Origin of the sequence: Paenibacillus planticolens, from assembly GCF_013141725.1 — a bacterium.
Lineage (GTDB): Bacteria > Bacillota > Bacilli > Paenibacillales > NBRC-103111 > Paenibacillus_E > Paenibacillus_E planticolens.
The window spans coordinates 96,536-121,050 of the sequence record NZ_WHNZ01000022.1 but is presented as its reverse complement, the minus strand read 5'-3'; the positions used below and the strand labels follow the sequence as shown (position 1 = coordinate 121,050).

The 24,515-nt window shown below is 51.2% G+C and carries 14 protein-coding genes; all 14 read left to right on the top strand.

The window, feature by feature from the left end; genetic code table 11:
* The first annotated feature begins 365 nt into the window (after nt 1-365).
* The gene (locus tag GC097_RS11645; RefSeq protein WP_171683472.1) at nt 366-2,987 is read left to right on the top strand and encodes a DUF5054 domain-containing protein; all 2,622 of its coding nucleotides are present in this window, start codon (nt 366-368) and stop codon (nt 2,985-2,987) included.
* Nucleotides 2,988-6,020, top strand: coding sequence for a glycoside hydrolase family 2 TIM barrel-domain containing protein (locus GC097_RS11640; RefSeq protein WP_312875652.1), 3,033 nt, complete (start codon nt 2,988-2,990; stop codon nt 6,018-6,020).
* Nucleotides 6,021-6,128: 108 nt separating this feature from the next.
* Nucleotides 6,129-7,916, top strand: coding sequence for a cache domain-containing sensor histidine kinase (locus GC097_RS11635; protein WP_171683471.1), 1,788 nt, complete (start codon nt 6,129-6,131; stop codon nt 7,914-7,916).
* Nucleotides 7,916-8,980, top strand: coding sequence for a response regulator transcription factor (locus tag GC097_RS11630; protein WP_171683470.1), 1,065 nt, complete (start codon nt 7,916-7,918; stop codon nt 8,978-8,980). The genes GC097_RS11635 and GC097_RS11630 overlap by 1 nt, the downstream gene beginning before the upstream one ends.
* A 131-nt stretch (nt 8,981-9,111) precedes the next feature.
* The gene (locus GC097_RS11625) at nt 9,112-10,422 is read left to right on the top strand and encodes an ABC transporter substrate-binding protein (protein WP_171683469.1); all 1,311 of its coding nucleotides are present in this window, start codon (nt 9,112-9,114) and stop codon (nt 10,420-10,422) included.
* An 80-nt stretch (nt 10,423-10,502) separates the two neighbouring features.
* Complete coding sequence (locus GC097_RS11620; RefSeq protein ID WP_376768381.1) at nt 10,503-11,387, top strand: carbohydrate ABC transporter permease; 885 nt, start codon at nt 10,503-10,505, stop codon at nt 11,385-11,387.
* Nucleotides 11,384-12,208 (top strand): carbohydrate ABC transporter permease, encoded by an 825-nt coding sequence (locus GC097_RS11615; protein ID WP_312875651.1) that lies wholly within the window; start codon nt 11,384-11,386, stop codon nt 12,206-12,208. Before GC097_RS11620 ends, GC097_RS11615 begins: the two co-directional genes overlap by 4 nt.
* Nucleotides 12,209-12,447: 239 nt before the next feature.
* Nucleotides 12,448-13,965, top strand: a complete 1,518-nt coding sequence (locus tag GC097_RS11610; protein WP_171683468.1) for a response regulator transcription factor — start codon at nt 12,448-12,450, stop codon at nt 13,963-13,965.
* A 22-nt stretch (nt 13,966-13,987) separates the two neighbouring features.
* Nucleotides 13,988-15,766, top strand: coding sequence for a sensor histidine kinase (locus GC097_RS11605; RefSeq protein WP_171683467.1), 1,779 nt, complete (start codon nt 13,988-13,990; stop codon nt 15,764-15,766).
* A 192-nt stretch (nt 15,767-15,958) separates the two neighbouring features.
* Entirely contained in the window at nt 15,959-17,266 is a 1,308-nt protein-coding gene (locus GC097_RS11600; protein ID WP_171683466.1) for an ABC transporter substrate-binding protein, read from the top strand.
* Nucleotides 17,267-17,376: 110 nt separating this feature from the next.
* Nucleotides 17,377-18,243 carry a carbohydrate ABC transporter permease gene (locus GC097_RS11595; protein ID WP_171683465.1) on the top strand — a complete coding sequence of 289 codons (867 nt, stop codon included), beginning with the start codon at nt 17,377-17,379 and terminating at the stop codon, nt 18,241-18,243.
* A complete protein-coding gene (locus GC097_RS11590) occupies nt 18,243-19,061 on the top strand; it encodes a carbohydrate ABC transporter permease (protein ID WP_171683464.1) in 819 nt (272 codons plus the stop codon). Before GC097_RS11595 ends, GC097_RS11590 begins: the two co-directional genes overlap by 1 nt.
* A gap of 39 nt (nt 19,062-19,100) precedes the next feature.
* Nucleotides 19,101-22,157 carry a beta-galactosidase, LacZ type gene (gene lacZ, locus GC097_RS11585; protein WP_171683463.1) on the top strand — a complete coding sequence of 1,019 codons (3,057 nt, stop codon included), beginning with the start codon at nt 19,101-19,103 and terminating at the stop codon, nt 22,155-22,157.
* A complete protein-coding gene (locus GC097_RS11580; RefSeq protein ID WP_171683462.1) occupies nt 22,154-24,346 on the top strand; it encodes an alpha-galactosidase in 2,193 nt (730 codons plus the stop codon). The genes lacZ and GC097_RS11580 overlap by 4 nt, the downstream gene beginning before the upstream one ends.
* The last annotated feature ends 169 nt before the right edge of the window (nt 24,347-24,515 follow it).

Sequence of the window (24,515 nt, the reverse complement as noted above, 5' to 3'; positions counted from 1 at the left end):
TGATTAAGCTAATGGAAAACGATAGTTCAACTTATTAAAAATTTTGTTATTAAAATTAGTTTACCAATGTTTTAAGGATTTATTAGTCAGTCGTGTTAATTCTACAAGATTTGACATATCCAAATGGGTTCTGAAAAAAAATCTTAGACTAGAACCAAAGAGCCAAATTCATTCCGTAAATTTTTTTTTGGCGGGCATATTGAACCGAGAAAGGTTATGTTGTAAGATTGGGTTAAGCGCTTAACTAAATTATGGTTGATCTGATCAATATCATCCAATCAGGGACATCAATTATATCCACCTGTGATTCAGCAGTATCACCACAAAACTATTAGATGAGAGAAGCATCATTGGAGGAGCAGTTTATGAGGCCTTTAGATACGATATATGTAGTCTTTAAAACGCACGTTGACCTCGGTTTCACCGACTTGCCGAGCAACATTGTCAAGCAGTACACGCAGGATATGGCAAAGGACGTTTTGACCATCTGTGAAGGGACGAAGCATTTTGAACCCGGACACCGCTTTGTATGGACGGTTCCTTCATGGGTACTGGACGAGACGCTGATCCATGCCGAAGATGGCATTCGGGAGCGGATTGAGCAATTGGTCGTGGAAGGACAGCTAAGCTGGCACGGTCTTCCTTTTACGACGCATACGGAGTTTTGCGGATTGGAAGAATGGATTCGTGGTCTCTACATGTCGGCGCGCCTTGGCAAGAAGTTCGGCAAGAAGGTTATTTCCGCCAAAATGACGGACGTGCCCGGCCACACCTGGATGCTTCCGTCGCTGCTCAAAGGCGCGGGCATCGAGTTCCTGCACATCGGAGTCAACGCTTGCTCGCAGCCTGTCGAGGTGCCGCGGCTGTTCAATTGGGAAGGACCGGACGGCAAACAGGTGCTGACGTTCTACTCCAAAGGCGAGTACGGCACAAGTCTGCTGCCGCCGGACGACTGGGAGTACCCGGTCTGGATGGCGCTGCTGCAGACGCATGACAACATCGGGCCGCAGGACAGCAAGGTCGTGACCGAACTGCTTGAAACCGTGAAGGCGTCGTATCCGAATACGCGGGTGGTCATCGGCACGATGGACGACTTTGCCGCGGATTTCCTGAGCAGAGGCTACACGGATATCCCGGTCGTGCGCAAGGATTTAGCGGACACGTGGATTCACGGGATCGGTTCGTATCCGCAGGAAGTGTCCGAGGTTCGAAGCTTGCGCAGCGAGACGACGACGCTGGAGGCCATGGCTGCGCTGCAGCAGTGGGAGCAGGGCGAAGCGACAGGCGCATTCGGCGCGGATATCGACAAGGCGTACCGCGAATCGCTGCTGTTCGGTGAGCATACGTGGGGCCATGACGTGAAGCTGCTGCTGATTCCGGGACGGAACAGCATGCGGGCGTTTACGAAGGAAGATATTGCACGGGACCGGGAAGCGTTCCCCGAAACCTATGACAAGATAGAGCTTTCATGGGATGAGAAGCGCGCTTACGTAAAAATGGCTCGGGAGGCTGCCGAGCGGATCACACCGTTCCAAAGCGGCGCCATTCAGGGTGAATCCCCGGTGATCGGGATTTTCAACCCGTCGTCTTGGGCAAGAACGAACGAGCTCGTTCGCCTCGACAATGTGTCCGGCGGTCGCCTGGTCGATCTGAACACCGGCGACAGCTTGTCGGTGCAAGCGTCCGGCGAAGTGCGGATTCCGCTGCTTGAGCCTTGCGGCTACCGCACGTATACCTATGAGCCGCAGACCGTGTCCGGCGCAGGCGAAGCCGCAGTGGCGATCGCCCGAACCGAGGACGGCAAGGCGGTGCTGGAAAATGCGCATTTGCGGATCGAAGTCGATGCCGCAACGGGCGAGATTCGCCGCCTGTTCGACAAGGCGCGCGGCAAGGAATGGGCAGCCCATGGCGTGCCTTTTGGCGTCTATGAATACGATGTTTACGGCAAAGAAGAGATTCTTCAATTCGTGAAGGATTACGCCTATGATTTGATGGACTGGTATGTAAACGATTTTGGCAAGCCGGGCTATCCGCGCATCGGACACCAGCAATTCGGACTGAAGCTGGACAGTCTGGAAACGGCTAATGACGCTGCAAGCGGCACGATCCGCTTGACATTCAGCACGCCTGCGGCAAGCCGCACCGAGTTCGGCAATGCGCAAAGCGTCGCGATCTTGCTCAAGCTGGAGCCGGATCAGGCGTTCTTCGACTACACGCTGGAGCTGAACGACAAAGCGGCCACGGCTTTCGCCGAAGCAGGCTTCGTCGGCTTCCATCTGCAAGCCGGTGAGCCGGGCTACCGCTTTCAGAAGCTGGGTGCTGTCGTAAACCCGACACAGGATATCGTCCGGGGCGCCAACCATCGCCTGCATTGCGGGGACGGCTGGGTCGATGTGACGGATGGCGGGGCAGGTCTAGCCGTCCTGGCGAAAGATACGCCGCTATTCTCCATCGGGGAGAAAGGTGTGTTCACCTACAGCAAGTCGTATCAGCCGGAGCGGCCTTCGCTGTACTTCAACCTGTTCAACAACCAATGGGGCACAAACTTCCCGCAGTGGATGGCAGACAGCTATACGTACAACTTCCGCATTGTCTTGCACCAGGGCGACTGGCAGCAAGGCGAGATCTGGAAGCAGCTCGAGCAGTGGAGCCACCCTGTGAAAACGGTACGGGGCTTCCAAGGAAGCGCTGCGCGCTCCTCGCTGCTGACAGCAGGCACCGAAGGCATCGTGATGCTGGCATTCAAAGCGGCGGAAGACGGCAACGGCTATGTGCTGCGCCTGCAAAACGCTTGGAACGAGCCGCATCACGCCGAGTTGGCGTTCGCCTGCGAATTGGCTTCGGCACATGCCTGCAATTTGCTGGAAGAGCCGGAGGCGCAACTGGACGTTCACGCCGAGGCGGCGAGCCGTCTTACGGTAAAACTCGCCCCGAAGGAAATCCTAACGATCAAGCTGCAATTCATTGAACATAATAATAGAGGCTAGGTGATTGACTTGAAGCAGATCGAGAAGTATTGGGAAGATTTAAATGTGCTGGAAGTGAACAGGCTGGCGCCTAGGGCTTACTATATCCCTTACCTTGATGCCGAAGACGCTCTGGCGAAAACGAGAGGGAAATCGCCTTTCTACCAAACGCTGAACGGAAACTGGAAATTCCGATATCATACGAGCGTTAGAGAGGTAGAGGAAGGTTTTTATCTGGAGGGTGCGGATGTCAGCGCATGGGATGACTTGCTCGTCCCTTCCTGCTGGCAAGTGAACGGCTACGACCAGCCTCAGTATACGAATATCAATTATCCGTTTCCATGCGATCCGCCATTTGTGCCGAATGCCAATCCGGCAGGAGCTTATGTTCGGGAATTCAACTTGGCGCCGCAATGGGACGGCAAAGCGAAGCGGGTCGTGTTCGAAGGCGTGAACTCCTGCTTTTACGTCTGGGTGAACGGCCAATTTGCCGGCTACAGCCAAGGCAGCCGGATGTCCGCCGAGTTCGATATTACATCGTTTGTCCGGCCTGGAAAAAACCGCATGGCCGTGCTGGTACTCAAATGGTGCGACGGCAGCTACATCGAGGATCAGGACGCTTGGAGATACTCCGGCATTTTCCGCGACGTGTACTTGCTGGCGAGGGATGAAGCGCATATCCGGGACGTGTTCAACAAGCAGGAGCTGTCCGCCGATTTCAGCCGTGCCGTGCTGCGCAGCGAAATGGAGACGGTGGGCACATGCCAGGTGCAGGCCGTGCTGCGGGATGCGGCTGGCAACCCGGTGGCGAACGGAACCGCGACGGTAGACGGCCAAGGCTCGATCGAGCTGGCGGTCAACGATCCGGTGCTGTGGAATGCGGAAGCTCCGTACTTGTACCGATTGTTCTTGACGAGTGGCGAAGAAGTGATTCACTTCTCCGTCGGGTTCCGCCAAATCGACATCACGGACGGCGTATTCCGCATTAACGGCAAGGCGATTAAGCTCAAGGGCGTCAACCGACACGATTCGCATCCGGAGCTTGGGCAGACGATTCCGTACGCCCATATGATTCAGGACTTGATGCTGATGAAAAAGCATAATATCAACACGATTCGGGAGGCGCACTATCCGAACGATCCGCGCTTCCTGGACTTGTGTGATACTTTCGGATTTTATGTGGTGGACGAAGCCGATCTGGAGTGCCACGGGCTCAGCACGGGCGGGGACGGCGGCAACGGAGCGGACATTCACCAGCTCACCCGGGACCCGGCGTGGGAGCGGGCTTTTGTAGACCGTGCGAAGCGGCTCGTCGAACGGGATAAAAACCATCCGTCCGTCGTGATTTGGTCCATGGGCAACGAAGCCGGATACGATGTGAACCATATCGCGATGGCCCGGTGGACGAAAGGCCGGGACGCTTCCCGCCCCGTTCATTACGAAAGCGCAGCGCCTGTGTACAAAGGCCATCCGGACACTTCCTGTCTGGATATGGAAAGCCGCATGTACGCATCGCCGCAGGAGATCGAAGCTTATGCCAGCGACGAAAACGCTGCGAAGCCGATGTTCCTATGCGAATATAGCCATGCGATGGGCAACAGCCCTGGCGATTTGCAGGAATACTGGGATGTCATTTACAAATATCCGAAGCTCATGGGCGGCTGTGTCTGGGAATGGTGCGATCATTCTGTGAAAACGCAAACGCCGGACGTCGTGCCGTTCTACGCGTACGGCGGCGACTTCGGTGACAAACCGAACGACGGCAACTTCTGCATGGATGGCCTGGTCTACCCGGACCGCACGCCGCATACGGGCTTGCTCGAATTGAAGAAGGTGATTGCGCCGGTGCGGATCGAAGCCGACGATTTGAAGCAGGGCCGTATTCGTTTGACGAACCTGTACGATTTTATCGGCCTCTCGCATCTTTCCCTGTTCTGGAAAGTTGAGAAGGACGGCGAGACGGTACAGCAGGGCGAAATCACCGAACTTGCGGCAGGTCCTCATCAGACGCAGACGCTTACGCTGGACTACAGCTTCCCGGAAGCGGCGTGCGAACGCTACTTCCTGACGCTGCTGCTGGAGCAGAAGCAAGAAACGTTCTGGTCGGCCAAAGGACATGAGGTGACGTTCGAGCAGTTCGAACTGCCGGTTGCGAAGCTGGAAGCGGAGAAGCAGCTCCCAATCTATCCGATCCGCGTCGTTCAGGAAGATGACCGCGTGACGGTGGAAGGCTTCGACTTCGAGTATGTGTTCGATCTCATTGGCGGCGCGTTCGTCCGCATCTCCAAGCACGGCGTGCAGATGATCAGCGAGCCGACCAAGTTCGCGATCTGGCGAGCGCCGATGGACAACGACCGCAACGTGAAATCCCAGTGGCGGGAACGTGGGTACGAACGCGCTCAAATCCACGTCTACGAAGCAAAGGTCGTGGAGACGGCCGACACATTTGTGAAAATTGAAGTTCGTTATTCGTTGGGCGGCTACCACAAGTACCCGATTTTGCATGGAACGGCGGTTTGGACTGTCGACGGCACTGGGGAAATTGCCCTGCATAACCAAGTGAAGGTGCGGGAGGATTATCCGTTCCTACCGCGCTACGGCTTACAGCTTACGATGTCGCAAGGCTACGAAGCGGTCGAGTATTTCGGCAACGGCCCGCACGAATCGTATATCGACAAACGCCGAAGCGTCCGCAAGGGCAAGTATGCGGCGTCGGTCGATCAACTGTTTGAAAATTATTTGATGCCGCAAGAGAACGGCTCCCGCTACGGTACGGAGTGGCTGTTGGTCACGAATGCGCTCGGCATGGGTCTGAAAATCGACGGCGACCGCGAATTTTCCTTTAATGCGGCGCACTATACGCCGGAGCAACTGGAAGAAGCCGGCCACCCGCACGAATTGACGAAGCGCAAAGAGACGATCCTCCATTTGGATTACAAAATGAGCGGTTCCGGCTCCAATTCCTGCGGCCCGGATCTGCTGCCGGCTTATCGTTTGGAAGAAAAGGAATTTGCATTTGCCATCCGGCTGCGGCCCGTTTTGACGGACAAGTAGCTTTTAGAACAGAGCGTTTCCCTGAACAAGCGATCTGACCGGGATTTATTAGCCCGGACAGGCGCTGTCGCCGGGGCGCTCTCTTTTTTGTAGAAGGGGGACCTGCCTATGACGATGAACACAATGAAGCGGTGGTTTATGGCTCCGTTTCAGATGAGCATGCGGTACAAACTGATGATATTAATGGTGATTGTCGCTATTTTACCTTTGGCCACCGTGACATTTTTTGCAGCGCAGACGACCAAGCACTCTTTAAGCTCGGAAATTATCCGTTCCAATGAATCGAGAATGAACTGGGCCGCCCAGTATTTCGACGAGAAGTTCAGCCAACTTCATTCAGTTGCGTATTCGCTCCTGCTGGACAACAATATTTTTCCAACATCCGGCCACGAAGACGCAGGCGACATAAAGGGTCCTAATATGGGGAACTTTGATATTGGAGAGAAATTAAGGTCGCTGTATGTGGCTAACAATAACAACATCGTGCGGATTTCTTTGTATTTGAATGAAAAACAGCGCCTGTATGTGGTTGACAAAGACGCGGTACGTTTCACGGACAATCTGGACACGTCCATCGGCAACTGGGGGGAGATCGCCAAAACCAATCAGAGCGTCAATAAGGTTGTGAATGTGCCGCCGAACACGTTTATTTTAGCCCGCAGCATGAACCGTTTTGAGAATTTGCAAGTGTTGGGCGGTGTTTTGCTGGAAGTCCGATGGAAAATGATGAACAACGTCATGGACATGATTCACTCGGAAGCGAACAGCGAGGTGCTGATCGTGGATGGTCAGGGCAGCACGATGTACAATCCGTATGGCGCCAAAGTCTCGATGGACCCGGAGACGTTGAAAAAGGCGATCGGGGGCTCTGCAGAACCCGGGCACGTTCAGCTCAAACAAGGCATTTTGTTTTTCCAGCCTGCCGTCTCGGGTCAGCTCTGGATCGTCAAGTTCGTCCCGATGAGCTACGTGACCGAGAGCGCTGTGACTACACTGAGCTTCAGCTTTTACACGGCGGTTGCTTCGATCCTGGCGGCCATTCTGCTCTCTGTGCTGATCGCTTACTTCACGACGAAGCCGATTATCCGGTTGACCAAGTCGATGAAAGCGGTCGAGCATCAAAATTTCAACGTCGGGCTCGATAGTATTCGAAGCGATGAGATCGGGACGTTGGAACGGCGGTTCAACTCGATGCTGCAGCGGATTAAGGAACTGATCCAGATCGAGTACAAAAGCAAAATCGAGACGCGCACGGCGCAAATCAAGGCGATGCAAGCGCAAATCAATCCGCATTTTCTATACAATTCGCTGCAAGCGATCGGCGGCGTAGCCATTGACCGGAAAGTGCCGGAAATTTACGACTACCTTCGAGCGATCAGCGACTTGTTCCGGTATACGATCAAAATGCAGTCCGAACTGGTGACAATATTCGATGAAATGGAGCATGTCAGCAACTATCTGCATATCCAGAAGCTCCGTTTTCAGGACATGCTCGAATTTGAGCTCGATGTGGAAGAGGGCTGCGAAGGCTATTGCATAACCAAATTCACGCTCCAGCCGATTGTGGAGAATTGCTTCGTGCACGGGCTGGAAGGGATGATGAAGAGAGGTCGTGTCCTGATCAAAATCGAGCGCGTGGTGGATGAAATTGAGATCAGCATCGAGGACAACGGTGTTGGGATCGAACCCGAGCGTCTCGAAAATATTCAACGGCAGCTTGAACAAACGAATGATGAGCAGCTGCTGGGCGAAAGTATGGGGATTAACAACGTGAATTCACGAATCCGGCTTATTTTTGGGGAAGAGTTCGGATTGTTTGTCACAAGCTTCAAAGGGGACGGGACAACGGTCAAAGTGATTATCCCGGCAATACTCAGGGGAGAGGAGCTACTGTAATGAAGGTTATCATTATTGACGACGAGTTTTGGATTCGGAACAGTATCCGGCATTTGGCGGACTGGGAGCGGTTTGGCATCGATCAGGTGATGGAAGCCGAGGACGGGCTGAGCGGGCTGGAGATGGTGGAGCGGATGCACCCGGAAATCGTCATTACGGATATGAAAATGAGAGGCATGGACGGAACGCGCTTGCTGCAAAAGTTGACGGAGGAGTACCCGTATATCCGCAAAATCGTGGTCAGCGGGTTCGATGAATTCTCCTATATGAAGCAAGCGATTCTGTCCAAGGTCGACGAATACTTGCTCAAGCCGATCAAGCCGGAAGAGCTGAATCGCGCTTTGGAGAAGGCAGTCCGCGAGCTGCGGGCGGCACAGGGCATCCATGCGGCCCAACCGCTGGACAAGCAACTGCTCAAGGTCGTTACGGAGACGAGAAGTGTGATCGTCAGGTACATTCAAGAAATGAACCCGGAGGCGATCAAGAGCTCCTTCAAGCACCTGGAGGCGGCGCTGAAGGAGCACGAGCCCTTGAAACCGGGTGTCAGCAACTCGCTTTACAAGCAATTCATGCAATTGCTGGAGGAACAAGCCGATCTGCTTGGCAGCGAGTTGACGCCAAATGCCCAGTCGCGGGCCGCAACCTTTTTCGTATCGGACAATACGCCGCTCAACGCCTGGATTACCGTCTTGTCCGATGCGTTCTCCGACAGTCTGGAGACGCTAATCTATCAGCGGAAAAATAAAGTCGGAGTCAAAATTGACGAAATCCGGCAGTATATCGATCATTCCTACGCGGAGCCTATCGGTCTTGGCACGATCGCCAGCCAGTTCTTCATCAGCCGGGAGCATCTATCCCGTACGTTCAAGCAGGAAGTGGGCCTGACGGTGATGGATTACCTCGTCGCCAAACGGATCGAGAAAGCGTGCGAACTGCTGCAGGACCCGTCGGTCTCGATCAAGAACGCTGCGAAAGCTGTCGGTTATTCGGATATAACGTATTTTTATCGGATTTTCAAAAAAATAACAGGTGTGACGCCCATCCAGTTTCGACAAGGCAGCTAATTATCATAATTGTGAAAGCGATATCACAAAAGTCCAATTCATAACGCTACTTCTGTTGAATGAATGAGGCCGCTTTCTTCTATATAATCAGGGATAGTAAGCGCTATCAAGAAAAGGGGAGGCTAAACACAATGAAAAAAACACTTACCATGATTTTGGCCATGTTAATGGTGGGATCTACCGTCGCTTGCTCTTCCGGCGGAGGCACAAAAGACAATAACTCCGGCAGCACTTCGAATCAAAACGGTTCGAACGCGCCTGCGAAAAAAGTCGAATTGAAAGTATTCCTGGGCGGTCTAGACCGTTTCCGCGACCAATTCGATAAATACTTCGCGCAGTTCGCCGAAAAGGAAAAGAAAGAGAAGAACATCATAGTTACGATCAATACCGAGTATCCGGGTTCTGAAAATGCAACACAAATCTTGAAAACGCGCTTGGCTACAGGCGACGTGCCGGACATATTCGCACTTCACGCGGTGAACGACGTGCCGGATTACTACAAAGCCGGCTACCTGGAAGATATGACGAACCAGCCGTTTTCCGGCAAGCTGATTGACGGCATCCGCAAGCTCGTGACGATCGACAACAAAGTCGTTGCGGTTCCGCTGGAAAGCTTGGCGTGGGGCTTCCTCTACAACAAAAAAATATTTAATGATCTGGGCCTAAAGCCGCCTACGACATTAACGGAAATGAAAGCTGTCGTGCAGAAGCTGAACGACAACAAAATTACGCCATTCATGCTGAGCTACAAAGAGAGCTGGATTCCGCAATTGTTCCTGCCTCTGGCTGTCGGCGGTCTAGGCAACTCCACTCAAAAAGGGTTTGTTGACCGCATGAACAAAGATCAAGGCAGCTTCGCCGAGTTGAAAGATATGTTCGGCATCATCGACCTCGTGAACAGCAACGGAACCGGTCGCGTATTCGAAGTTGGCAACGACGACGGCGCAGCGGATTTCGCAGCCGGCAAAGCGGCCATGTGGGTACAAGGTCCTTGGGACGCTGACAGCTTGCTGAAAGCGAACAGCAGCTTCGATTTCGGGGTCGCTCCGCTTCCGCTGAGCGATAATCCGGCTTCCACGCTGATCAACGTGTCCGTATCGACATCCCTGGCGATGGCTTCGAGCGGTAAAAACAAAGAAGTTTCCACCGACCTTTTGAACTTTATCCTGGATGATCAAGCTTCCAATGTGCTGTACCAAGGCTTGAAATTCAATCCGGTGTCCAAAGCGCACACGTTCAAACCGTATCCTTGGGTTGAAGATGCGTCCGCTTATGTCAATAAAGGACAATCGTATCAAGATCCGCAAATCCCAGCCGCTGTTAAAGATGAGTCGGGAAAAGCGCTTCAAGCCTACTTTAGCAAAAAAATGACGGCTGACGATGTGATTAAGGATCTGGATAAAACGTGGAAAAATGCTAACGCTGTAGCTAACAAAAAATAAAGAATGGATAACAGCTGCCGTGCCTTGCTTGGATGTACAAGATCAGGGCACGGCACGGATTTTCCTAAGGAGTGAGCCCCGTGCTGAGACGCCTTCTTAAGACTCATACATCTTTGATCCTGTTCGTGCTTCCCGCTTTTATCCTGTACGTCACATTTCTCGTCATTCCTATGCTGCAGGGCTCGTACTACAGCTTCACGAATTGGGACGGACTGAATAAAAACTACAGCTTTGTCGGCCTGCAGAACTTTGTCGAAGCGATCCGCGACGATAAAAACTTCCAGACTTCGATTTTGTTTACTGCGAAGTACGTGGTCTTTGCCGTTATTTTCCAAAATGCCGTCGCGCTCTTGCTGGCGCTTATGATTGAATCGCGCAGCCGTGGCAAAGGCTTGCTCCGGACAATCTTTTTCATGCCTAGCATGCTCAGTATCATTATCAGTACTTTTATGTGGGTGTTTGTCTTTACGAAAGTCATGCCGGCGTTGTCCCGGTTTGCGGCTCTGAAGTTTCTGGATATTTCCTGGCTTGGCGATCCTAGCATTTCCTTCTGGACGATCCTTATGGTTTCCGTCTGGGGTGGGATCGGAACGCTGATGATTATTTATATGTCCGCGATTCAAGGCATTCCGCAGCATTTGAAAGAAGCCGCCATCATCGACGGCGCCAAACCTTTTCATATGCTTCGCTACATTACGCTGCCGCTGATCGCGCACGCGCTGACAATCTGTATTTTCCTTACCCTGAACAACTCGTTTAAAGTGTACGACTTGATCTACGCTTTGACCGGAGGCGGTCCTGCACGGGCCACACAGGTGATTTCTATGAACATTTTGGAAGAGGCTTATCAGCAAAACTTCCGCTACGGCTATGCCAGCGCGAAAGCCATTATCCTGTTCCTCATCATACTTGTCATTACATTGATTCAAGTTACCGTCATGAAGAAAAGGGAGGTGGAAGCGTGAACAGACGGCTGTATTCCGTATCGACCCTTGTGGTGCTGATCGTTGTGGCCATCTTCTTCCTATTCCCGATTTATATGGCGATCTTGAACTCCTTCAAGACGCAGGGAGAAATGTACGCTTCCGTACTCGGCCTGCCGACGAAATTCCATTTTGAGAACTACGTGCAAGCGTTCCAGAAAGCGAACATGTTAGAGAGCGGCTGGAACACGGTTGTTGTAACCGTAACCGGGATTTGCGGCATCGTGCTGTGCAGCTCGCTGGCCGGTTACAAGCTTTCGCGTACGAGGGGCGTATTAAGCAACGTCATCTTCATGCTGTTCGTTTCGTCGATGCTTATTCCGTTCCAAACGATTATGGTAACTTTAACGAAAATGGCTAAAAACCTCGGCTTGCAAGGTACGCCGTTCGGGCTCGGCATCGTGTGTGCCGGTCTTGGCGTCAGCATGGCGGTGTTCCTGTATCACGGCTTCGTAAAGGGGATTCCGCGCGAGCTCGACGAGTCCGCAAAAATGGACGGCTGCGGTGAATTCAAAACGTTTTTCAGCATCATATTACCGCTGCTGCTGCCGATTACCTTTACGATCGTCATCTTGAACCTGTTGTGGCTGTGGAACGACTTCCTGCTGCCTGTTCTGCTGCTGACGGATTTCCACAAATATACACTGGTGCTGACAATCAACATGTTCTTCGGCAAATATAGCCGTGAATGGTCGCTCATTCTCGCGTCGCTGATCTTGTCTTCGATACCGATCGTTATTATTTTCGCGATCTTCCAGCGCTGGATCATCCAAGGAATTACGGAAGGCGCGGTGAAGGGCTAATCGTTTCATGTGTCCGCCACAATCTCGCATTTCTTTGTAATTTCGTATGTTATTTGCTAGAATAGGTTGCCAAGGATTGGCACGATGGATGCCATTTCCATAATAGAATCGAGAGAGGGACGCTTCGCACAGAAGCATCCTCTCTCGTTTTTTTGCATGTATAGAAACGGATGTCACCTGCGAGACTAATTATATTTGAATTGAAGGAGCGGAACATGGAGGCTAAGGGCAGAATCCTTGTGGTTGATGATGAAATGCTGGTGCGTCAAGGAATTATTCATCTGTTGAACTGGGAAAGCGAAGGGTTTCAAATCGTTGGCGAAGCCGCTAACGGCAAGGAGGCGCTGGAGCTGGTTCATTTGCACCGGCCGCATATTATTTTGACCGACATTGTGATGCCGGTGATGGACGGCACAGAGCTGGCGAAAGTCGTGAAAGCGATGTATCCGGACATTGAAATTGTCGTGTTGAGCAGCTTCGGCGAGTTTGAATATGTTCGCTCGACCTTTCAGAGCGGCGTTGCCGATTATATGCTGAAGCCGAAGCTCGATGCCGCTTCTCTGTTGGCTGTGTTGCATAAAACGGCTCAGCGCATCCCCGAGCTGCGGGGTATGGAGCTGACCGGCGACAGTAAGCATTCCCTGGACTATATTCTGGATAAGCTGATATCCGGCTATTCCATTCCGTACGACCGTCAGGAGCTGAAAAGCGCTCTTCCTTACACTGACTTTGCGCTATTAATCGCGGATGCGCAGCAGGGTTCGGCAACGTTGCAACGCAGCGAAGAATGGGCCGAGGCCGTTATCGGAGCCACCCTGCAGCATATGCAAAGCCCACTGACTGTGCGGCTGCTGTCACATCAAGACGGGCAAATCCGCTTCTTGCTGAACCTGGATCCGGATGCCAGAGCGGCTGCCGCTCGGTTGGTCAGACAGCTTGCGGAAACCGGGGCCAGCTCGGGCAGGGGCTTGTTTTTCGCGCTTAGCCGATTGTTTACAGACATTGAAGCCATGCACGAGATTTATTCCAATGAAATTATGCAAATCGTCAACCACCGCTTCTTTTTGTCGAACCGGCAGTACTTGATTTTGGATGAGCTGAAGGAGCAAGGGGAAAGCGTCAGTTTTGATATGGAAGCCTTTAATGCCGGGCTGAATCGCCAAGAGTATCCTCAGGCGTTTGAGAGGCTGCGCAGCTATGTGCAGTCGATGCCCGGGCGGATGGACATGGACATGTTCGCGTTGAAATCGTCTTTAGGCCACAGTCTTTTCAATATTATCGTTTCCCTGCTGCATTTTCATTATGAGGCGGCTTCCTTGGATGAAGGCAAGTATGAGTATTTTCGTTCGATTCATGAGGCGGATCATATTACAGACGTGATTGTGCTGGTCGATCAATTTTTGAACGAGGCAATGGAATGTGTTACCGGCAAAAAAGCCGGCTCGCCGGCCTTTCAAAAAATTTTACAGTATATCGACGAGCATCTTTCGGAACCGCTGACATTAACGGAAGTGGCGAAGCTGTTTCATTTCAACGCCTCGTATTTGTCCAATTATTTTACCGTTCATAATAAAGAAGGCTTTAACGAATACTTGAACCGCATTCGCATCGATAAGGCGTGCGAGCTGCTGCGGGATAACTCGGCGCTTTCGATCGCAGAAATAGGCAGCCTGGTCGGCTACTCCGACCACAGCTATTTTACTAAAGTGTTTCGCAAGCTGAAGGGGATTTCGCCTAGTCTATATCGTAAAAATTAATTGAGGAGACAATCGGCTGCCAATGAGAACCCGTCTACGGAAAATCGCAGAACAAAGCTTATTTAGCAAAATTTTCATCGTCATGGTGATCAGTATTATCTCCATCACGATTTTAACCTCATGGGTGACTTTGCAAATGTCTAAAAAGCTGTTTGTACAAACGTTCAGTATCACAAATTCGAAGATTATCGACCAGATCAAAAGCGGTTTGGAATCGTTCCACTACTCCAACGTAAACATAGCGATTAATACGGCGCAAAGCGCTGCAATCAAAAATTATTTGACCGCGCCGGACGTGGATTCTTTGACGGATTACAGGACTGTATACAGCATGGAGGATCAGATGAACCGGATTCAATCGCGAATCGGCACCAAAAGCATCGGGATCTTGCTGCTCGGCGAAAACGGCAAAAGCTATATTAGCGACCGTGCTTATTGGTCCGGCTCTCCGCAAGAGCTGCAGCAAAATCCGATTACACAAAGTACGTTCAGTCAGCCTGCAAAGCTGCTATACAGCTTTATGAAAGATAGGGCTGCGGGTTCCGGCGAGTCTAGTCTGGTCGCTTCGAAAGCGCTGTACATACCGGGAAGCGAGCAAATTTACGGCACGCTGTACATGATGATCAGGGAAAGCGAATTTAGCGGCATTTACAACAGGTTTACGAGCACCGGCAATGATGTGATGATCCTTAATCAATCCGGGGTCATCGTCTCCAGCAATCAGACGGAGCTTGTCGGGACGGGGTCAGACCAGCTGCTAACCAGCGCCAAGACGCTGCAGCAAACGGGAGGGGCCAATCTGGAGCTGAAAATGAGCGGCAAAGACGTTATCGTGCTTGCCGATTATTTACCGTTGTTTGATTTTTACATTGTGAATGTGATCGATAAAAATGTGATGCTCGGCCATATGCTCAACACGCAGGCGATTGTGCTTATTTGTACAGGTATTGTGGCGGCAGCAGTGCTGGTCGTTTACTTTATTACGCGCAGGCTGACCCAATCGCTGCGAACGCTCGTCAAGAAAATGTCGAACGTAACCAAAAACAATTTTAACAACTATATGACGGTCTCCGGCACCTACGAAACGAGGGAGCTAAGCAATTCCTATAATTTTATGCTAGACGAGCTTAACGACTATATCAGCAGGCTGGTTGAAACCCAGAAGGAGCAGCGAAGGGCGGAGCTGGCCGCGCTGCAGCAGCAAATCAATCCTCATTTTCTGTATAATACGCTCGCTTCCGTGAACATATTAGTCCAGCGGGGCAGCAATGAGCAGGCTACAGAGACGATTCATGCGCTCATCTCGCTGCTGCAAAATACGATCAGCAATGTCAAAGAAACGATTACGGTCGAGCAGGAGCTGCAGAGCCTGAAACATTACGTGTTTATTAACCAGGTGCGCTATGGCCGCGGCATTAAAGTCGATTACTTCGTCTCGCCGGATTGCCTGATGGCGCAGGTGCCCAAGCTGATGCTCCAGCCTTTTCTCGAAAATGCCTTTTTCCATGCTTTTCATAAAAAACAGGCAGGTTATATTTACGTGATCATCACCAGGGACCGGGAAACACTCGTCTGCGAGGTCGTCGATAATGGCGACGGAATGGAGCAGGTACCTAATGAAGAGACGACCACGAATCCGAGCCATGCGAAGCAGCCGTTCACAGGCATCGGCATTCGCAATGTTCACGACCGCTTATTGCTGCTGTACGGCAAGGAATACGGCGTGTCGATGGAGAGCGGTTTAGGCCAGGGCACAAAAATTACCATTAAGATTCCGTGGATGACCGATCAGCCGGTATAAACACTTGCAATTCTAAAGAAAGTACAAATTCTAAAAATAGTACAAATTCTATAAAAATATGAGCATAAAAACGGTTGCAACTTCAAAGAATAACACTAATTGATGAAAAGTAATTCCTAACAGACCGTTTTCGAGGGATGTTATGATTGCTTTGTAAGCATTTTCATAACTCTATCAAACAGGGGGAACAACATGAAAAAGAAACTTTCAGCCGTCCTGCTGTCGAGTGTTTTGCTGCTATCGGCATGCTCGAGCAACTCAGGCAACACAACGAATACCGCCAAACCTTCGGATCAAGCGTCGTCCGGCACCAAGGAAATTACAGTCTGGGCATGGGACAAAAATTTCAATATCGCCGCGATGAAGCTGGCGCAAGAAGCGTACGTAAAGGATCATCCTGACGCGAAAATCAACATCGTGGAATATGCTCAGGATGACATCATCCAAAAGCTGAACACCGGACTTAATTCCGGCACGACCTCGGGTTTGCCTAATGTCGTATTGATCGAAGACTATCGCGCTCAAAGCTTCTTGAAAGCGTATCCCGATTCTTTCCAAGACCTGTCGTCTTCCATCAAAGCGTCTGATTTTGCCGATTACAAAATCGGATCGACCAGTTTAAACGGTAAACAGTACGGTCTTCCGTTCGATTCCGGCGTAACTGGATTGTATGTCCGTACCGACTACCTACAGCAAGCCGGCTATAAAGTCGACGATATGAAGAATATCGATTGGGACAAATTTATTGAAATCGGTAAAGCGGTCAAAGCAAAAACAGGCAAAGATATGCTGACGCAGGATCCGAACGATCTTGGTTTAATCCGTATGATGATTCAGTCAGCAGGCTCCTGGTATCTGAAAAGCGACGGCTCTACGCCGGATTTGAAAGACAATGCAGCGCTGAAGGATGCTTTCCAAACTTACAAAACTTTAATGTCCGCTAATATCGTGAAGATTACTTCTGACTGGAACTCTTTCCTTGCGGGCTTTAACAGCGGCGCTGTCGCAACTGTGCCGACAGGCAACTGGATCACGCCTTCCGTCAAGGCGCAAGCTGATCAATCCGGCAAATGGGCTGTCGTTCCGTTCCCTAAACTGAAAAACACAGCCAGCTCGGTCAACGCTTCAAACCTCGGCGGAAGCTCCTGGTATGTGCTCAATACTCCTGGTAAAGAGACTGCCGCGGATTTCCTCGGAAAAACGCTTGGCTCTAATGTAGATTTGTATCAAAAAATGCTGACCAATATCGGAGTTATCGGCACCTATAAGCCTGCAGCTGCGGGCGAAGCTTATACGAAAGCGGACGATTTCTTCGGCGGCCAGAAGATCAGCTCTGATTTTGCAACCTGGACGACGCAAATTCCAAAGGTCAACTATGGCATGCATACCTATGAGATCGAAGATATTCTCAAAGTCGGAGCGCAGAGCTATTTGAAAGGTACGGATTTGGACAAAGTGTTGAGTGACGCGCAATCTCAAGCGGAGTCGCAAATCAAGTAATCCCGTTGCATTTCCGATCAACGCTGACCTTCGTTTTGCCGAATTGCGCATGGCGGAGGTCAGCTTTTCCATTTTTCTGAAGGAAAGGTTTGGTAGCCTTGAACTATACAATGAAAAACCGAGCAAAGTTGACGGGATGGCTGTTTATTGCGCTTGCCGTAATCTTGATCTGTATCTTTTACTTTTATCCGATGATTCAAGCTTTGCTGCTCTCCTTTAAGACCGGAGCCGGAGCAAACCTGCACTTCAATGGCGTCGACAACTACAAACGGCTGTTTAGCGATAAGACGTTCTTCACTGCGGTCAAGAATACCTTTGTCTTTTTGATCATTCAAGTGCCTATCATGATTTTGCTGGCGATGATCATCTCCGTGCTGCTTAACGACAGCAATCTGCGGTTCAAGGGATTTTTCCGCACGGCTATTTTTTTACCATGTATCACCTCGCTTGTCGCTTATTCAGTCGTGTTTAAATATTTGTTCGGCAATGACGGTCTGATCAATCTGGCGCTGCTGAAGCTGCATATTCTCGCGCAGCCGATTCAATGGATTTCCGATCCGTTCTGGGCGAAGGTAACCATTATTATTGCGATTACTTGGCGCTGGACCGGTTATAATATGATTTTCTATTTGTCGGCGCTGCAAAACATCGACAGCTCGATCTATGAAGCCGCTCGCCTCGACGGCGCTTCCCCGGTCCGACAGTTTTTCAGCATTACGGCGCCATTACTCAAGCCGATCATTTTGTTTACCTCGATTACCTCGACAATCGGAACGCTGCAGCTGTTCGATGAAATTGTTAATATTACAAAAGGCGGACCAGGCAATGCAACCCTTTCGATTTCGCAATACATCTATAATCTGTCGTTCAAATACTCTCCTGACTTTGGTTATGCAGCCACCGTCTCCTATTCGATTGTGGTCATGATCATCGTGCTGTCCGTCCTTCAAATTAAACTGGCAGGTGAGAATAAATAATGTGGAAAAGGATCTTCATCTATGTGTTTTTGACCGCTGCGGCGATCGTCTCGATATTCCCGTTTATTTGGATGATCATCTCCTCGACGAATCTTTCCGTGGATGTCACCCAGGGGAGAATGCTGCCGGGTAGCCATTTTGTGGAAAACTTCAACAAACTGGTGAGCTCGATCAACCTGTTTCAAGCTTTCGGCAATTCACTGAAAATCTCGCTATCGACGACAGTGCTGGCGCTGCTGATTGCCTCACTGGCCGGTTACGGCTTTGAAATTTACCGCAGTAAGGCAAAAGATATTGTGTTCAACATTTTGCTGCTGTCGATGATGATTCCATTCGCGGCTATGATGGTGCCGCTTTATCAAATGTTTTCCAAGCTGTCGCGAACAGTTCCCGTGATTGGCGTGAATACGATCGTGGCGGTCGTACTCCCTACCTTTACGACGGCGTTCCTCATTTTCTTTTTCCGCCAAAGCACGAAAATGTTCCCGAAGGAGCTGCTGGAGGCTGGACGCATGGATGGTTTGAGCGAACTCAGCCTGTTTTTCCGCATCTACGTGCCGACAATGAAGACAACTTTCGCCGCTGGGTCGATTATTACATTCATGTCCAGCTGGAACAACTACTTGTGGCCGCTGATTGTGCTGCAGACCCCGGATAAAAGAACGATTCCGCTCTTAGTCTCGAACTTGGGTTCCAGTTATTCGCCCGATTTCGGTGTGATCATGACGGCTATCGTTATTTCCACGCTGCCGACTGCGCTGGTTTTCTTCCTCATGCAAAAACAATTTGTTGCGGGCATGGTCGGATCTGTCAAATAGAGTAAAATGCAAAATATGATTGTTTAGGAGACGAATGGAATGGGTCATACGAAACCAAGCCTGGATTGGCTTCAAGATGTCAGCATATTTAGAGTTAACAGGCTGGATGCTCACTCAGACCACCGCTACTACAGCTCGATGGCGTCAGCTGCGGCCGGATTGCCGATGGACATGCGCCACAGCTTGAACGGCAGCTGGCAGTTCAGCTATGCGGTTAATCCGGCAAGCCGGATTGCCGCGTTTTACGAAGCGGATTACAATTGCGCCGCTTGGGAGCATATTCAGGTTCCGGGCCATATTCAGCTTCAAGGCTGGGGCCAGGCGCAGTACGTGAACACGATGTATCCGTGGGACGGGTTGGCCGATCTTCGTCCTCCGCACATTTCCCAGGAGCATAATCCGGTGGGCAGCTATGTGAAGCATTTTGATCTGCCTGCCCATATGCAGGGCAAGCCCGTTTATATTTCTTTTCAAGGCGTCGAATCGGCTTTTTACGTTTGGCTGAACGGCGAATTTGTCGGCTACAGCGAGGACAGCTTCACCCCTTCCGAATTCGATTTGACACCGTATATCCGCGAAGGGTCGAACAAGCTGGCTGTCGAGGTTTATCAGCGCAGCACCGGGAGCTGGCTGGAGGATCAAGATTTTTGGCGCTTCTCCGGCATTTTCCGCGATGTGTATTTATTTACGGTTCCGAAGCACCATGTTTGGGATTTGCGCGTCAATGCCGAACTGGATGACCGCTATGAAAACGGCACATTAAAGGTGGATCTGGCGCTGCGCGCAAATCCGTCTGCTCCCGTTCATGCGCGGTTGGAATTGAAAGACGCCGCGGGCAAGACGTGCCTTACGGCAAAGAACGAGCTCCAAAGCGGCAAGCTGGAAGTGATTGCTGAGGCAGGCCGCGTGCATCTGTGGAGCGCCGAGAGCCCATATTTGTATTCGCTATGCATATCGATTATGGATGAGCACGGGGAACTGGTCGAAGCCATTGTGCAAAAGGTTGGCTTCCGCCGTTTTGAAATGAAGGACAAACTGATGTGCCTTAACGGCAAACGGATCATGTTTAAGGGCGTCAACCGACACGAGTTCAACTGCCGCAGCGGCCGGGCGATCACGAAACAGGACATGCTGTGGGATATCCAGACGCTGAAGCGAAGCAACATCAACGCCGTCCGCACCTCGCACTATCCGAACCAAACGTTATGGTACGAGCTGTGCGACGAGTATGGCGTCTATGTCATCGATGAGATGAATTTGGAAACGCACGGATCTTGGCAAAAAATGGGCGCCGTCGAGCCTTCTTGGAACATCCCGGGCAACGATCCGCAGTGGCAGGACATCGTGCTCGACCGTGCGCGCTCGATGGTGGAACGGGATAAGAACCATCCTTCCATCTTGATCTGGTCGTGCGGCAACGAGTCTTATGCGGGACAGGTCATAATGAACGTATCGAATTATTTCCGCGAAACCGACCCGAGCCGGCTTGTCCATTACGAGGGCGTATTCCATAACCGCAACTATGATGCGACCAGCGACATGGAGAGCAGAATGTATGCGAAGCCGGCGGATATTGAAGCCTATCTGCAAAGTCAGCCGGAAAAACCGTACATCAGTTGTGAATACATGCATGCCATGGGCAACTCTGTCGGCGGCTTGCATAAATATACGGAACTGGAAATCAAGTATCCGATGTATCAAGGCGGCTTTATTTGGGACTATATCGACCAAGCGTTGGTGAAAAAAGACCGTTTCGGCCGAGAATATTTAGCTTACGGCGGCGATTTCGAGGATCGCCCGTCCGATTATAGCTTCTGCGGCAATGGCCTTGTATATGCGGATCGGCAAATCACGCCGAAAATGCAGGAAGTTAAATTCCTATATCAGAACTATAAGCTGGAGCCGACCCGAACGCATATTAAAATCGTCAATGAAAGTTTGTTCACAGGAACGGACCATCTGGTACTGGTGTATAGCCTCTATCGTGATGGCAAGCAGATAGGGATATGGCAAACGAATGTCGACGTAGAAGCGCAAAACCAAATTAGCGTTGGGATTGAGCTGCCCCATATGGAAGAGGGACCCGGTGAGTATTGTCTGCAAGCTTCGTTGAAGCTTAAAGAGGCGCACCTGTGGGCCGAGGCCGGATTTGAGGTCGCTTTTGGCCAAAAGATTATGGCCATTCAAACTCCATCCGACCGCATTCTGCCATCCGGAGCTCTTAAAGTGGTCGAGGGCGATGTAAATATCGGCGTCACGGGCAAGGACTTTTCCGTTCTATTTTCCAAGCAGGTTGGATCGCTTGTATCTATCAGATACAGCGGTCGCGAAATGATCGCCGTGCCACCGACGCCGTTATTTTGGAGAGCCACCACCGATAATGATAAAGGGACGTCACTCAGCTTTACGGCAGGCGCTTGGTACGCTGCGAGTTTAGCGAGAAAATGCGCAAAAGTCGAACTACAGCAAACACCGGAAACGGCAACCGTTTCGTTTGAGTACACGTTCAGCATCCATTCCGAAATACGTGTTAGAACGGCCTACACGGTGTATGCGGATGGAACCGTCCGTGTGCACACCTGCTACAAAGGAGCCGAGGGGCTTCCGAATCTGCCTATCGTTGCTTTATCTTTCAAGATGGCGTCTGAATATAACCAATCTGAATGGTACGCGATGGGACCTGAAGAAAACTATATCGACCGCGCTTGCGGGGCGCGCTTAGCTGTTTTCAGCAGCCCGGTCGATCGATTGCCTTCGCGTTATCTCGTTCCGCAGGAATCGGGCAACCGCACTGGCGTTCGCAGCGTGAAAATAACCGACGCGAATGGACTAGGGCTTATGATCAAAGCAGATCCGCTTGCTCCAGTAGAGTGTAATATATCTCCTTATTCCGCCTTTGAGCTGGAGCAGGCTAATCATCATTGGGAGCTGCCGGAGGTGCATTATACGGTCGTAACCGTGGCGGGCAGACAAATGGGCGTAGGCGGAGACGACAGCTGGGGCGCACCTGTGCACGATGAATATTTGATACCGTCAGAGCAGGATTTGGAATTTGAATTTGTTATTTGCGGGATTACTGAGGGAGAAGCACGATGAATATCTATTACAACGAAAATAAGCAGCTGTTTCATCTGCAATCCAAAGATATGAGCTACATCATTCAACTGGTGAACGGATATCCGTCTCATGCCTACTGGGGAAAGAAACTGGACCAGGATGGGAACTTAGACGATTTTCTGATGCTGCAAGAGCGATGCTCGTTCAGCCCTAATCCGGTTCCGGACGACAGGCGCATCTCGCTAGATACGTTGCCGCAGGAATATCCGCAGTATGGAACTAGCGATTTCCGCAATCCGGCTTATCAGGTACAGCTGCAGGATGGGAGCCGGATTACGGAGCTGTTATATAGAACGCACCGAATCGTAAGGGGCAAGCCCGCATTGGAAGGGCTGCCGGCTGTCTATGCCGAGTCGGAACAGGAAGCGATGACACTGGAGCTGGAGCTAACCGATTCGTATTCCGGCTTGGTGGTGATTATCAGCTACACAGTTTTTGAAGCGTTCAGTGCCATTACACGATCCGTACGTTTTGTCAATGAAGGGCAGCAAGCGCTGAATCTGCGCAGCGCCTTGAGCGCAAGTGTCGATTTTGCCGATGCGGAGTACGACTGTTTAGTTTTAACAGGTGCTTGGGTGAGGGAAAGGCACATACAAAGAAGTCCTCTCACGAAGGGAGTCACTACAAAGATTGAAAGCCGTCGCGGCTCCAGCAGCCATCAGGCCAACCCGTTTATCGCTTTGCTCCGGCCGGACGCAAGCGAAGAGCAGGGGGACGTGTTCGGTTTCAGTCTCGTATATAGCGGGAGTTTCGCTGCCGGAGCCGAAGTAGATCAGTTCGCTACGGTGCGGGTGTCGATCGGCATCAATCCGTTTGATTTCGCTTGGTTGTTGGAATCGGGAGAGTCGTTCCAAACGCCAGAAGCGGTGCTTGTCTATTCGTCCGAAGGCTTGGGAGGCATGTCGAGAACGTACCATAAGCTGTACCGTACAAGATTGTGCCGAGGGGTTCATCGCGATAAGGAACGGCCGGTTCTGGTGAATAACTGGGAAGCGACATACTTTGATTTCAACGCTGACAAAATTGAAGCGATCGCTGGCGAAGCCGCTGAGCTTGGGATTGAATTGTTCGTGCTCGATGACGGCTGGTTCGGCAAACGGGATAACGATACGACTTCTCTTGGAGATTGGACGGTCGACCGCAACAAGCTGCCGAACGGTCTGGAAGATTTGGCTGCGCGTGTCAATAAGCTTGGGCTTCAGTTCGGGCTGTGGTTTGAGCCGGAGATGATATCGCCAGAGAGCGAACTGTATCGCCTTCACCCGGACTGGTGCCTGCACGTGCCGGACCGGCGCAGAACGGAAGGACGGTGCCAACTCGTTCTTGACTATTCCAGACAAGATGTCAGGGCGTATATTTTTGACGCGCTCAGCGACATCTTCCGAACCGTCCCCGTCACCTATGTCAAATGGGATATGAACCGTAATATGACGGAGATTGGTTCCGCTACGCTGCCGGCGGAACGCCAATCCGAAGTAGCGCACCGGTATATGTTGGGACTTTATGAGCTGCTAGAGAAGCTGAACGGATCATTTCCGCACATCCTGTTCGAGAGCTGCTCCGGCGGCGGAGGACGGTTCGATCCGGGAATGCTCTACTATATGCCGCAGACGTGGACAAGCGACGATACGGACGCAGTCGAAAGGCTCAAGATCCAATACGGAACCAGCATCGTCTACCCGGTCAGCGCGATGGGCTCGCACGTTTCTGCTGTACCGAATCATCAGGTGGGTCGCATCACGCCGCTCAAAACCAGGGGCGACGTGGCAATGTCCGGCAACTTCGGATACGAGCTGGACCTGACAAAGCTATCTGAGGAAGAGAAAGCGGTCATCAAGCAGCAAGTGAGCGATTATAAAGAGCTTCGCGGGCTTGTTCAGAGCGGCGATTTGTATCGGTTAAAAAGTCCGTTTACCGGAAATGAAACGGCTTGGATGTTCGTTTCGGAAGATAAGAAGAAAGCGGTCGTGTTTTATTTTCGGGTGCTGGCGGAGCCTAACGCTCCGCTGCGGAGGCTGCAGCTTCGCGGTCTGAATGCGGGCTTCGATTATCGCGTCAGCCAGCTCGGTACCTCCTACCGCGGAGACAGACTCATGCATTTCGGGCTGAATCTGCCGCAGATCGACGGCGATTATGCTAGCAGCTGGTTTAAGCTGGACGCCGAGTAACGATGCGTTTAGTCTCAGTAAACCAATTAAAAGCCTTATAGTTATTCTTGGTGATTTGCATATTGTGATTAGTTAAATACTGAAAAGTAAACCCGCATTCCATTGTTCTGGAGCGGGTTTTTTATATTCTATAATTCGCGTGAAACGCCTGTGCCTGATCTATCGATTG

Coding starts and splice junctions, on each gene's coding strand:
- GC097_RS11645 (WP_171683472.1), top strand. CDS start 366: ATGAGGCCTTTAGATACGATATATGTAGTCTTTAAAACGCACGTTGAC.
- GC097_RS11635 (WP_171683471.1), top strand. CDS start 6,129: ATGACGATGAACACAATGAAGCGGTGGTTTATGGCTCCGTTTCAGATG.
- GC097_RS11630 (WP_171683470.1), top strand. CDS start 7,916: ATGAAGGTTATCATTATTGACGACGAGTTTTGGATTCGGAACAGTATC.
- GC097_RS11625 (WP_171683469.1), top strand. CDS start 9,112: ATGAAAAAAACACTTACCATGATTTTGGCCATGTTAATGGTGGGATCT.
- GC097_RS11605 (WP_171683467.1), top strand. CDS start 13,988: ATGAGAACCCGTCTACGGAAAATCGCAGAACAAAGCTTATTTAGCAAA.
- GC097_RS11600 (WP_171683466.1), top strand. CDS start 15,959: ATGAAAAAGAAACTTTCAGCCGTCCTGCTGTCGAGTGTTTTGCTGCTA.
- GC097_RS11595 (WP_171683465.1), top strand. CDS start 17,377: ATGAAAAACCGAGCAAAGTTGACGGGATGGCTGTTTATTGCGCTTGCC.
- GC097_RS11590 (WP_171683464.1), top strand. CDS start 18,243: ATGTGGAAAAGGATCTTCATCTATGTGTTTTTGACCGCTGCGGCGATC.
- lacZ (WP_171683463.1), top strand. CDS start 19,101: ATGGGTCATACGAAACCAAGCCTGGATTGGCTTCAAGATGTCAGCATA.
- GC097_RS11580 (WP_171683462.1), top strand. CDS start 22,154: ATGAATATCTATTACAACGAAAATAAGCAGCTGTTTCATCTGCAATCC.